The following is an 11654-nucleotide window of genomic DNA, read 5'->3' on the forward strand; positions in this document are numbered from 1 at the left end:
ACTACCCGGTAAGCTGGCACGTCGTGACCGATCGCGCCCCCTTGCGGCTACACGACACGGCAGCCGGTGCTGTGCGTGATTTCGTTCCGCTGCGCGAGGGCCACGTCTCCATCTACCTGTGTGGCGCCACCGTGCAGGGCCTGCCGCACATCGGCCACGTCCGCAGCGGGGTGGCCTTCGACATCCTGCGCCGCTGGCTGATCGCCCGCGGCTGCGACGTCGCCTTCATCCGCAACGTCACCGACATCGACGACAAGATCCTCAACAAGGCCGCCGCGGCGGGCAGGCCGTGGTGGGAGTGGGCGGCCACCTACGAACGCGCGTTCTCCGCCGCCTACGACGCCCTGGACGTGCTGCCGCCCTCGGCCGAGCCGCGGGCCACCGGCCACATCACCCAGATGATCGAGTTGATGGAACGCCTGGTCGACACCGAGCATGCGTACGCCGCCGGCGGCGACGTCTACTTCGACGTGCTCAGCTACCCGGAGTACGGGCAACTGTCCGGCCACAAGATCGACGACGTCCATCAGGGCGAGGGCGCGGCCACCTGCAAACGCGACCAGCGCGACTTCACGCTGTGGAAGGCCGCCAAGCCCGGCGAGCCGTCCTGGCCCACCCCGTGGGGCCGCGGCCGGCCGGGCTGGCACCTGGAATGCTCCGCGATGGCGCGCACCTACCTGGGTGCGGAATTCGACATCCATTGCGGTGGAATGGATTTGGTCTTCCCGCATCACGAGAACGAGATCGCTCAGAGCCGTGCCGCCGGCGACGGGTTCGCCCGCTACTGGCTGCACAACGGCTGGGTGACCATGGGCGGCGAGAAGATGAGCAAGTCGCTGGGCAACGTGCTGGCCATCCCGGCGCTGCTGCAGCGGGTGCGGCCCGCCGAGTTGCGCTACTACCTGGGTAGCGCCCACTACCGGTCGATGCTGGAATTCTCCGAGACCGCCCTGCAGGACGCGGTGAAAGCCTATGTGGGCGTTGAGGAATTCCTGCACCGGGTGCGGGTGCGGGTGGGCGCCGTCGAACCCGGCGATCCGACGCCGCGCTTCGCCGAGGCCCTCAACGACGACCTCGCGGTGCCGGCCGCGCTCGCCGAGGTGCACGCCGCGCGCGCCGAGGGCAACCGCGCCCTGGACAGCGGCGATCACGACGGCGCGCTGCGTCATGCCCGGGCCATCCGCGCGATGATGGGCATCCTGGGCTGCGACCCCCTCGACGAGCGCTGGGAATCCCGTGACGAGACATCGGCGGCGCTGGCCGCCGTCGACGTGCTGGTCCACGCGGAGCTGGAGAATCGGGAGAAGGCGCGCGAGCAGCGCAACTGGGCGCTCGCCGACGAGATCCGGGACCGACTCAAGCACGCCGGCATCGAGGTCACCGACACCGCCGACGGGCCGCAGTGGTCGCTGCAGGCCGGTCCGGAACAGTAGGGCCGCGGACATGGCCGGCAATTCACGCCGCCGCGGGGCAATCCGCAAGGCGGGTACCAAGAAAGGCCCCACCGTCGGTTCGGGCGGCCAGCGTCGCCGCGGGCTGGAGGGCCGCGGCCCCACGCCGCCCGCGCACCTGCGCCCCAACCACCCCGCCGCCAAGCGCGCCCAGTCGCCGTCGCGCCGCCCCGCGCGCGGTAGGACTGACGAGACCGAGACGGTGCTGGGCCGCAACCCGGTGCTGGAATGCCTGCGCGCCGGCGTGCCGGCGACCGCGCTGTACGTGGCGCTGGGCAGCGAAGCCGACGAGCGGCTGACCGAATCCGTCTCCCGCGCAGCCGATTTGGGCATCGCGATTCTGGAGGTGCCGCGCACCGACCTGGACCGGATGACCAGCAACCATCTGCACCAGGGCATCGCGTTGCAGGTGCCGCCGTACAACTACGCCCACCCCGACGACCTGCTGGAGGCGGCGACCGGTTCGCCCCCGGCGCTGCTGGTCGCGCTGGACAACATCTCCGACCCCCGCAACCTGGGCGCCATCGTGCGTTCGGTGGCCGCGTTCGGCGGCCATGGCGTGCTGATCCCACAGCGGCGGTCGGCCTCGGTGACGGCGGTGGCCTGGCGCACCAGCGCCGGCGCCGCGGCCCGCCTACCGGTGGCCCGGGCCACCAATCTCACCAGGACACTGACGGATTGGGCGAACCGCGGCCTGCGGGTGATCGGGCTGGACGCCGGCGGCGACACCACGCTGGACGACCTGGACGGCACCGACCCGATCGTGGTCGTCGTCGGGTCGGAAGGCAAAGGTCTGTCGCGGTTGGTGCGGCAGAACTGCGACGAGGTCGTGTCGATTCCGATGGCCGGCAATGCCGAATCGCTGAACGCCTCGGTGGCCGCCGGGGTGGTGCTCGCCGAGATCTCCCGTCAGCGCAGGGGCTAGGTGATCGCCCGCCTCGTTGCCGCCCTGCTGGCATCGACGGTGCTCCTGGCCCCACCGGCCGCCGCGCAGGCGCCCGACTTCGATCTGCAGGCCCACCGCGGCGGGCGCGGGGAGGCCACCGAGCAGTCACTGCGGGCCTTCGCCAGGTCACTCGAATTGGGCGTCAGCACACTGGAATTCGACGTCGTGCTCACCCGGGACCGGCGACCGTTGGTGTGGCACGATCCGACGATCGCGGCCGAGAAATGCGCCGACACCGCGCCCGCGGCCGCCGGGGACCCGCAGTATCCCTATGTCGGCAAACTCGTGCACGAGCTCACGTTGGCGCAGATCCGCACCCTGGACTGCGGCCGACGGCTGGACGGATTCCCGCATGCCGAAGTGGTGCGGGGCAACAAGATCGCCACGTTGCCTGAGGTTTTCGCGCTCGCCGACTCCTACCGCGCCGACACCGTGCGCTACAACATCGAAACCAAGGTGGAGGCCGATGCGCCCGGCGCGTCGGCCGAGCCGCAGGAGTTCGTCGACGTGATACTGGCCGCGGTCCGGGCCGCGGGCAAGCTCGAGCGCGTGGAGATACAGAGCTTCGACTGGCGCACGCTGCCGCTGGTGCGCCGGGCCGAACCGTCGATCCCGTTGGTGGCCCTGTATGACGAGCAGGCGCCCGGGGATCCGCTGATCGGCGCGCTGACAGTGGGCGCCGACGCCGTCGCACCGGACTACCGGCTGGTCACCGGCACGCCGTACGTCGACCGCGCGCATGCGTTGGGCCTCAAGGTCATTCCGTGGACGGTCAACACGGCCGACGACATGCGCGAGCAGATCGGGTACGGGGTCGACGGCATCATCACCGACTATCCGACGGCGCTGCGCGGCGTGCTCGCCGAGCTGTCCATGCCGCTGCCGCCGGCATACCGGCGGGGCTAGACGCCCAACGCCCGCGCCGACGCCCACAGCGCGAGCACCGCCACCACGACCGACGCGGGCACGGTGCACACCCCGAGGCGGGTGTACTCGCCGACCCCGGCATCGACGTCGTGCTTGCGAAGCACGCGTCGCCACAACAGGTTCGACAGCGACCCGACGTAGGTCAGGTTGGGGCCGATGTTGACCCCGATCAGTACCGCGAGCACCGCCACCGGCCCGGCCGGCGCGACCAGCGGCAGCAGCACCAGCGTGGCGGGCAGGTTGTTGACGACGTTGGCCAGCGCGGCCGCGATCGCGGCGATCGCCAGCAGGGCGGGCAGGCCCGAGCCCGACGGCAGCACCGCCGACATCGCCCGGTCCATCCCGCCCAGCATGACCGCCTGCACCACGACGCCCAGCGCCAGCACGAACACCAAGAACGACACATTGACCGAGCGCACGATCTCTGGCACCGACGTGTGCCGGCGGCGCAGGCTGCGCGCCGCCAGCACCGTGGCGCCGCACAGCGCCACCCAGGCCGGCGCCACCCCCACCGACTGGGCGACCGCGAAGCCGGCGAGCGTCAGGGCGACGACCACCAACACGAACACCGGCGGGCGTGGTGGCGCACCGAGTTCCTCCGGGTTCGGCTGCACCCGCAGGTCCTCGGCGAAGAACCACCGGAAAATCACGTAGAGGGTGCCCACCGCGCCGAGCCAAGGCAGCGCCATCACCAGCGTGAATTTCGTGAACGAGATGTTGGCCGTGTGGAAGGCCAGCAGGTTGGTCAGGTTGGACACCGGCAGCAGCAGCGAGGCGCCGTTGGCCAGGTGGGCGGTGGCGTAGGCGTAGGGCCGTACCCGGGTGCGCTGCCGCCGCACGGCGGCGAGCACCACTGGGGTCAGCAGCACCACGGCGGCGTCCAGGCTCAGCACGGCGGTGATCACCGAGGCGATCACGAAGACCCGTCGCAGCAGGGTGCCCGACCCGACGCGCCCCCGCGCGATCGCCGCGCCGGCGGCTTCGAACAGGCCCTCGTCGTCGCACAGCTTGGCCAGCACCAGCACCGCGCCCAGGAACGCGACGACCCCGGACAGGTCGGCGATCTCCTTGGCCGCCTGCTGGACCGAGATCGCGCCGACCGCGATCAGGATGAGGGCGGCCGGAACCGCCGCCAGCGCCTCCGGCCAACCCCGCGGGCGAGCAACGGCGAACGCCAGGACAACGGCAAGCAGCAACAGCGCAAGGGTCAGTGCCAAGGTCTGGACCGCATCACTGAAACGGGTCCTCGCGCCGCCACACTGTCGGCAGGTGCAGCGCGACACCGTCGGCGGCGGCGAGCTCATCGAGGATGCGGATGGAGACGTCGAGGTCGTCGCCCGCATAGGGCAAGGCGCGCAACGGCTTTGTCAGCGGGCGGAAGAAGTCGTCCCAGTGGATGAGGGTCACCCGGCGCGCCCCGACCGCGCGCACGGTCTCGGCCCAGTAGTCGACCAGATACGACCGCGGCTGCAGCCCGAGTTGCCCGACGGACAGGTAGACGGCATCGGCGCGGTGGCCGGCCAGCGCCCCCTTGACGAAACCGGCACTGCCCTGGATCAGCAGCCGCCGGCCCGTCGGCCGGTGGTGCACCAGCGTCGACCACGACTCCCCGCAGCGGTACGCCGAGGCCTTCACCGGGGTGATCAGCGGCTCATCGATCACCCCGGGATACCGGTCGGGCGGGCAGTGGTGGGACTCTACCAGCGTTATCTCATAGGCGCCCAACTGAATTGGCTGGCCGTCGACCGCGACGACAATCCGATTTTCCGGCAGCCCGTAGCCGCGCCCGACGTTGGCCGCCGACTGGCCGCCGATCAGCTGCGCTCCGGTGCGATCGGCGACCAGCGCGGAGTCCAGCACGTGGTCGATGTGGGTGTGCACCGGGATGACGGCGGCCAGTCGCGACACCTTGGCCCGGGCCAGGCATCCGTCGACGCGCGCCGGTGACGGCGCCACCTTGCCCGCCGCGACCTTGGCCAGGCTCGGTCGGGAGAAGTAGCCGTCGGTCAGCACCGCCGACGAGCCGTCGTCGATCAGCAGCGTCGCCACGCCCATCCAGGTCACCGACAGCGCGTCGGGCGCGGCCGCGGGGGCGTCGAATCGGTCCGCGTACCGTGCGATGTCGGGACGCCCGAGTTTGAGCCGCATCAGCAGAAGGCCCGCAGGTCGGTGCCCGCCGCCCTGAGGCGATCGCGGACCGCGGTGGCGATCTGCACCGCTCCCGGCGAATCACCGTGCACGCAAACCGATTCCACGCTCACGCCGATATCGCTCCCGTCGATCGCGGTGACCTGACCCGAGGTCACCATGGTCGCGACGCGCTCGGCGATCACCGCCGGATCGTGCAGTACCGCGCCGGGTTCGCGGCGGGAGACCAGCCGCCCGTCCGGCCGGTAGGCCCGATCGGCGAAGGCTTCGGCCACGGTGCGCAGCCCGCGGCTGGCGGCCTCGTCGAAGAAGGCCGAACCGGCCATGCCCAGCACGGGCAGGCCGTCGTCCACCAGGCGCACCGCCTCGGCGACCGCGGCGGCCTGCTCGGCGTTGGTCACGATCGTGTTGTACAGCGCCCCATGCGGTTTCACGTAGGACACGACGGAACCCGACGCGCGGGCGATCGCCTGCAGCGCGCCGATCTGATACACCACGTCGGCGATGAGATCCTCGGCGGCGACGTCGATGAAGCGCCTGCCGAACCCGGCCAGGTCGCGATAGCTCACCTGCGCCCCGATGCGCACCCCGCGCGCGGCGGCCGACCGGCACACCCGCAGCAGGCCCGCCGGGTCGCCGGCATGGAAACCGCACGCCACGTTGGCACTGGTGACGATCTCGAGCATGGCGTCGTCGTCACCCAGGCGCCAGACGCCGAATCCCTCGCCCAGGTCGGCGTTGAGGTCGATACCGGCCACCCGCCCAGCTTATGGGGGCCGGCTATTGGCGGGCGACCTTGGCCGCGATCTGCTGGGCGATGTCGACCGCGGACCCGCCCGCCAGGAAGGAGCCGCAGGTGGCGACGTCGATGGCGACGTTGTTGCGCACGGTCAGCGCCCGCTGGCACGTCCAGCCGTCAGTGGACTCCTGAACTTTCGACGTGCTGAGGGTCCCGCCGACTTTGTGAGCCTCGCCCGCGGTCCACACGACTTCGGGCTTGCCCGTGGGATGTTCGAAAAACTTGCGATCGGCGCAGGCGAACCATCGTCGCACCGAGGCGTCGTAGAAGGCGTTCGCCTGGCGCGCCGAGGGGTAGGCGATCACCGCCTCGGCGGCGGAAGCATTCCGGACCCTGGGATCGTCGAAGCTGTCGTCGAAGCGTTGGCCGCGCATCGCGGTCCATCCGCTGTCCGCGTAGACGGCTTCTTGAGCGGGGCCGTCCATTGCCAGGCAGTTCTTGTCGCTGAAAATCGGGCTCGCATCCCACATCGCCGTCGCGCTGTCGCGAAGCCGCATCCCCGCGGAGAGCACGGAGTTGATCGTGTCCGCGCCGAGCAGCAGACCGTCCAGGGCCGCGACGGCCACCGGGGTGTGCGGCAGCGGGCCCGAGGTGTCTGCGGGCATGGCGCTGCCGGCGACCACGGTGGTGCAGCCGGCCGCGAGGGTGCACAGCGCCGCCTGCACCAAAACAGCGATGTGCCGGCGCGCCATGGCCTTTCCCAGCCCTTCCCGACGTAAGCCGATATGTGCGATCAGCTTAGGCGGCCGCCTCACGCCGCCGCCCCACCAGCCAGCAGACCAGGTAGATCAGAAACGAGATGCTCGCGACGAACACCGAGACCGGCACGCCCGGCGCCAGCGACAACACGATCCCGCCCACCGCGGCCACCTCGGCGAACACCACCGAGGTCAGCATGGCCGCCGCCGGGGAGGTGACCACCCGGGCCGCCGCGGCCGCCGGCGTGATCAGCAGCGACATCACCAGCAGCGCCCCCACGATCTGCACCGCCTGGGCCGCCACCACCCCGACCAGCGCGGCGAACACGATCCCCAGCGCGTGGACCGGCACGCCGCGGGCGGCGGCGACGTCGGGGTCCACGGTGGCGAACAGCAGTGGGCGGTAACAGGTTGCCAGCACGGCGATGACGAGCAGGCAGACCAGCGCCAGCATCGTCAACCCCGTGTAGCCGACTCCGACGATCTGACCGGTCAGCAGGGCGAAACTGGTCGCCGTCCGGCCCGGGTAGAGATGGATGAACAACACCGCCAGGCCCAGGCCGAACGCCAGCACCACCCCGATCACCGAATCGCGTTCCCGGGCGCGCCGCCCGAGGACGCCGAACAACGCCGCCGCCAGCGCGCTGCCGATCAGGGCGCCCACGCCCACCCCGAATCCGACCAGCAACGCGAAAGCGGCTCCGGTCAACGACAATTCGCTGGACCCGTGCACGGCGAACGACATTTGCCGCATCACGATGAACGGCCCGATCAGCCCGGCCACCAGCCCCAGCAGCGCGGCCGCCACCAGTGCCTGCTGCACGAAGTCGTGGCCGAGGAGGTGGGCGGTGATGTCGAAGGAGAACAGGTGGTTGCCCACGTCGGCGAGCCGATGTTCCATCAGCCGTGCCCGTCGGTGTGCTCGCCGGCCACCACGTAGCCGTCCTTGACCTTCACCACCTGGATGTCGGACCGATACAGCGCCGACAGCGTCTGGCTGGTAATCACCTCTTCGACGGTGCCGATCCGGAATCGGCCATCGACCAGGTACAGCACGCGGTCCACATACGGCAGGATCGGGTTGATCTCGTGGGTGACGACGATGACCGTGGTCCCCGCCTCCTGGCGGCGCCGCTCGATCAGCGCCGACACCCGCTTCGCGTTCGCCGGGTCCAGCGTGAGCAGCGGCTCGTCGCAGAGCAGCAGCGTCGGGTCGCTGACGAGTGCCTGGGCGATGCGCACCCGCTGCAACTCGCCGCCCGACATCACGCCGACCCGGACATCCGCCAGGCGGTCGCCGTTGACCTGGCTCAGCGCGTAAGCGACGGCCTCGCGCCGCCGGGCCCGGTCGCGCGACCGCAGCGGGACGGCGCCCCAGCGCCGGCCGTCGATACCTAGCCGAACCAGGTCTCGTCCCCGCAGCATCACGTCGTGGTCCAGTGGGTGGTGTTGCGGCACATAGCCGATGCGCCCGCTGCCCGAGGTGATCGGCTTTCCGTTCACCAACCCGACGCCGGCGCTCAGCGACAGCTGTCCGAGGAGCACGTTGAGCAGCGACGTCTTGCCGCTGCCGTTGGGGCCGAGCACCGCGATGAACTCACCGCGCGACACCGACAGGTCCAGGTGGTCCCATAACACCCGGTCGCCGAACGCCAGGCGGGCCCCGCGCAGCGACACGGTGTCCGCGTGCCGGTCGACGGCCGGGGGCGTTTCGATCCTCATGGCTGGACGGGCCGGCCCGACTGCAGCGCAGCCAGCAGGTGCTCGACCGTATTGCGTTGCCAGCTGAGGTAATCCGCGCCGTCCGGGAGGGTCTCGGCCACCTCGGTGACCGGCACACCCGCGCGCCGTGCGGTGTCGCGCAGGCTGCTGATCGCGGCGGTGGAGGTCTGCGGGTTGACCATCAGCGCCGACACCTGACGCCGGTCGATCAGGTCGAGGACCGTCGCCAGATCGGCCGGCGCCGGGTCGGTTTCGTTCTCGATGGCCGCCGCGAAGGCGGGTGGGGTCCGGTTCACCAGCCCCGTCGCCTTCAGCAGGTAGAAGGTGACCGGCTCGGTCGCCACGACCGAGGTGTGGGGATAGGTGGCGGCGACGCCGCGTTCGGTGCCGGCGACGGCGTCGGCGTCGCGTTCGAACGCGGCGGCGTTGGCCCGGTAGTCGGCGGCGTTGCCCGGGTCGACGGTCGCGAGCCGGTCGGCGATCGCGGCCGCCACCGCCTTCGCGACGCTCAGGTCGTAGAAGACGTGCTCGTTGCGTGGTTGCCCGTCGTTCTCGAGGAACGAGTAGGCGTTGACCGGCTTGGCGCCGGGCTGGCGGGCCAGCACGTCGTCGACCCAGCCGTCGTAGCCGCCGCCGTTGTAGACGACCAGCGCGGCGTCGGCGATGGCGGCGGCGTCCGAGGGGCTGGCCTCATAGGAATGCGGGTCGGTTTCCGCGCCGCTCAGGATGGACTTGACCGCCACATGGGTGCCGGCGACGGCGCGCGCGACGCTGCCCCACACGTCGGTGGAGGCGACGACGGCGGACGCGTGCGGGTGTGCCGGGTGGCCGCCGCAGCCGGCCAGCACCGCTGAGCCGGCCACGGCCAGTACGGCCGCCAGCCCACGCGTCAGTGCCATGCGCACGTCCGATTTCCTCCCGACCGCCAGCAAGCCGATGCACAATACTAATGAAAATCGTTTCCATTACAAAGCGGCGGTCGGAAGCGCATGGGCCGCGCGCCAATCCGCTGTAGCGTCACCGAACGTGAGCCCCCCACCGCGCCGGCGTGCGACCCTGGCGTCGGTGGCGGACGAGCTCAACGTATCGCGCACGACGATCTCGAACGCGTTCAACCGTCCCGATCAACTCTCCGCCGACCTGCGTGAACGCGTGCTCGCGACGGCCAAGCGGCTGGGCTACGCCGGCCCCGACCCGGTGGCGCGATCGTTGCGGACCCGCAAAGCCGGGGCGGTCGGCCTGGTGATGGCCGAGCCGCTGACCTATTTCTTCAGCGACCCGGCCGCACGGGATTTCGTCACCGGGGTGGCGCAGTCCTGCGAGGCGGCCGGACAGGGGCTGCTGCTGGTGGCCGTGGGGCCCAGCCGCAGCCTGAAAGAGGGAACGGACGCCGTGCTGTCGGCCGGCGTGGACGGCTTCGTGGTGTATTCGGTGTGCGACGACGATCCCTACCTGCAGGTGGTGTTGCAGCGGCGGCTGCCGGTCGTGGTCGTCGATCAGCCCAAGGATCTCGCCGGCGCCTCGCGGGTGGGCATCGACGACCGCGCGGCAATGCGTGAGCTCGCCGACTACGTGCTCGGCCTGGGTCATCGCGAGATCGGGCTGTTGACCATGCGGCTCGGCCGGGACCGGCGCCAGGGTCTGGTGGACGCCGAGCGGTTGCGTTCTCCCGCCTTCGACGTGCAACGCGAGCGCATCATCGGCGTGTGGGAGGCGATGACGGCCGCCGGCATCGACCCGGATTCGCTGACCGTGGTGGAAAGCTACGAGCATCTGGCCGAATCGGGCGGCGCGGCCGCCAAGGTGGCGTTGGAGACCAATCCGCGCATCACCGCGTTGCTGTGCACCGCGGACATCCTGGCGTTGTCCGCCATGGATTACCTACGGGCGCATGGCATTTACGTGCCCGGCCAGCTGACCGTCACCGGATTCGACGGCGTGCCCGAGGCCATCAACCGCGGCCTGACCACGGTGTCGCAGTCGAGCCTGCACAAGGGGCGCCGCGCCGGTGAACTGTTGCTGAAGCCACCGCGCTCGGGACTGCCGGTCACGGAAAGTTCAGAACTCCTCGAGACCGAGCTGATTCGCGGCCGCACCGCCGGCCCGCCGGCGTGAGCGCCGCTACTTGGAGTCTTGGTCGCCGATCAGCAACCGCACGGCCAGATCCAGCCGCTTGCTGACGTCGGTGGCCGAGGCGCGGCGGGTGAGCCAGGCGAGCAGGTTCGACAGCCACACGTCGGAGATCACCCGGGCGATGTGGTACTGGTCCTCGGTCGGTTCGCCGTCGGCCATCGCGCGCGCGAACATCGAGTCGATGAGCTTTTCGACCTGGTCGACCTCGCTGGCCGCCGACGCGTCGGCGAAAACGTAGGCGCGCGTCATCGCCTCGGTCAGCAGCGGATTGCGTTGCATCGCACGGTTGAGCTTGCCCACCATGAAGTTCAGCCGCTGAAACGGCGTGCCCCCGGTCATCGCCGAGCGGTCCGTCTTGGCGTCGATGCGGCCGAACTCGCGGCCCAGCGCCGACACCAGCAGGTGCACCTTCGACGGGAAATACCGGTACAGCGTCCCCACCGCCACGTCGGCGCGATCCGCCACCGCGCGCATCTGAACCGCCTCGTAGCCGCCCTTGGACGCGATGGCCATGGTGGCATCGAGGATGCGCTTGCGGCGTTCCCGCTGCGCCTCCGACCCGAGTTCGGACTCCGCCAGAACCGCCACGTTTATGACCTCGCGCGGCTGCGAGTCGGAAACGCGGCTCGAACTAGCCTTCGAGTTGGCGCTGGCTGGCATGTGACGGTTTGCTCCTGTTCCGGGCGGTTCGTTTGCAAACGATACGCATTGTGCGTGTGAATTTCCCACCTCCATACCGCCGGGGACAAGCGCATGTGCTGCTGCGATGGCGTTCGACTTGACGGTCGATCACTGGCACTATTAGAACACGTTCTAGTCTTCGGTGAGCG

General features: G+C 70.4%; 12 protein-coding genes. 4 read left to right on the forward strand and 8 right to left on the reverse strand.

What is annotated here, in order from left to right:
• Positions 1-23: 23 nt before the first annotated feature.
• The 3 genes from cysS to G6N26_RS20195 are packed head-to-tail and all read left to right on the forward strand — an operon-like array spanning position 24 to position 3303.
• Complete coding sequence (gene cysS, locus G6N26_RS20185; RefSeq protein ID WP_083019813.1) at positions 24-1433, forward strand: cysteine--tRNA ligase; 1410 nt, start codon at positions 24-26, stop codon at positions 1431-1433.
• Between the two features lie 10 nt (positions 1434-1443).
• Positions 1444-2376, forward strand: a complete 933-nt coding sequence (rlmB, locus tag G6N26_RS20190) for a 23S rRNA (guanosine(2251)-2'-O)-methyltransferase RlmB (protein WP_067171503.1) — start codon at positions 1444-1446, stop codon at positions 2374-2376.
• Positions 2377-3303: a glycerophosphodiester phosphodiesterase gene (locus G6N26_RS20195; RefSeq protein ID WP_083019814.1), complete on the forward strand. Its 927-nt coding sequence runs from the start codon at positions 2377-2379 to the stop codon at positions 3301-3303.
• Here G6N26_RS20195 and G6N26_RS20200 read toward each other — a convergent pair.
• Genes G6N26_RS20200 through G6N26_RS20230 form a run of 7 tightly spaced genes read right to left on the reverse strand, consistent with a single transcriptional unit; the run spans position 3300 to position 9590 of the window.
• On the reverse strand, positions 3300-4541 hold the full coding sequence (locus G6N26_RS20200; RefSeq protein ID WP_083019816.1) for an SLC13 family permease: 1242 nt from the start codon (positions 4539-4541) through the stop codon (positions 3300-3302). The genes G6N26_RS20195 and G6N26_RS20200 overlap by 4 nt on opposite strands.
• Before the next feature lie 13 nt (positions 4542-4554).
• On the reverse strand, positions 4555-5472 hold the full coding sequence (locus tag G6N26_RS20205) for an MBL fold metallo-hydrolase (RefSeq protein ID WP_083019818.1): 918 nt from the start codon (positions 5470-5472) through the stop codon (positions 4555-4557).
• Positions 5472-6230: a LamB/YcsF family protein gene (locus G6N26_RS20210; protein ID WP_067171495.1), complete on the reverse strand. Its 759-nt coding sequence runs from the start codon at positions 6228-6230 to the stop codon at positions 5472-5474. The genes G6N26_RS20205 and G6N26_RS20210 overlap by 1 nt, the downstream gene beginning before the upstream one ends.
• A gap of 22 nt (positions 6231-6252) precedes the next feature.
• A complete protein-coding gene (locus G6N26_RS20215) occupies positions 6253-6963 on the reverse strand; it encodes a sensor domain-containing protein (RefSeq protein WP_067171493.1) in 711 nt (236 codons plus the stop codon).
• A 46-nt stretch (positions 6964-7009) separates the two neighbouring features.
• A complete protein-coding gene (locus tag G6N26_RS20220) occupies positions 7010-7870 on the reverse strand; it encodes a metal ABC transporter permease (RefSeq protein WP_067171491.1) in 861 nt (286 codons plus the stop codon).
• The gene (locus G6N26_RS20225; RefSeq protein WP_083019820.1) at positions 7870-8691 is read right to left on the reverse strand and encodes a metal ABC transporter ATP-binding protein; all 822 of its coding nucleotides are present in this window, start codon (positions 8689-8691) and stop codon (positions 7870-7872) included. Before G6N26_RS20225 ends, G6N26_RS20220 begins: the two co-directional genes overlap by 1 nt.
• On the reverse strand, positions 8688-9590 hold the full coding sequence (locus tag G6N26_RS20230) for a metal ABC transporter solute-binding protein, Zn/Mn family (protein WP_083019822.1): 903 nt from the start codon (positions 9588-9590) through the stop codon (positions 8688-8690). The genes G6N26_RS20225 and G6N26_RS20230 overlap by 4 nt, the downstream gene beginning before the upstream one ends.
• Positions 9591-9717: 127 nt before the next feature.
• Between G6N26_RS20230 and G6N26_RS20235 the strand changes: the two genes are divergently transcribed.
• Positions 9718-10806, forward strand: coding sequence for a LacI family DNA-binding transcriptional regulator (locus G6N26_RS20235; RefSeq protein WP_067171486.1), 1089 nt, complete (start codon positions 9718-9720; stop codon positions 10804-10806).
• Positions 10807-10812: 6 nt separating this feature from the next.
• Here the strand turns inward: G6N26_RS20235 and kstR are convergent, their stop codons facing one another.
• Complete coding sequence (gene kstR, locus G6N26_RS20240) at positions 10813-11412, reverse strand: cholesterol catabolism transcriptional regulator KstR (RefSeq protein ID WP_008263559.1); 600 nt, start codon at positions 11410-11412, stop codon at positions 10813-10815.
• Positions 11413-11654: the final 242 nt, after the last annotated feature.

The organism is Mycobacterium marseillense (assembly GCF_010731675.1).
Lineage (GTDB): Bacteria > Actinomycetota > Actinomycetes > Mycobacteriales > Mycobacteriaceae > Mycobacterium > Mycobacterium marseillense.

What these genes read in the sequence shown, in the direction of transcription:
- G6N26_RS20230 (WP_083019822.1), bottom strand. Translation starts at nt 9,590, where the DNA reads ATGGCACTGACGCGTGGGCTGGCGGCCGTACTGGCCGTGGCCGGCTCA.
- G6N26_RS20205 (WP_083019818.1), bottom strand. Translation starts at nt 5,472, where the DNA reads ATGCGGCTCAAACTCGGGCGTCCCGACATCGCACGGTACGCGGACCGA.
- G6N26_RS20225 (WP_083019820.1), bottom strand. Translation starts at nt 8,691, where the DNA reads ATGAGGATCGAAACGCCCCCGGCCGTCGACCGGCACGCGGACACCGTG.
- rlmB (WP_067171503.1), top strand. Translation starts at nt 1,444, where the DNA reads ATGGCCGGCAATTCACGCCGCCGCGGGGCAATCCGCAAGGCGGGTACC.
- G6N26_RS20220 (WP_067171491.1), bottom strand. Translation starts at nt 7,870, where the DNA reads ATGGAACATCGGCTCGCCGACGTGGGCAACCACCTGTTCTCCTTCGAC.
- G6N26_RS20215 (WP_067171493.1), bottom strand. Translation starts at nt 6,963, where the DNA reads ATGGCGCGCCGGCACATCGCTGTTTTGGTGCAGGCGGCGCTGTGCACC.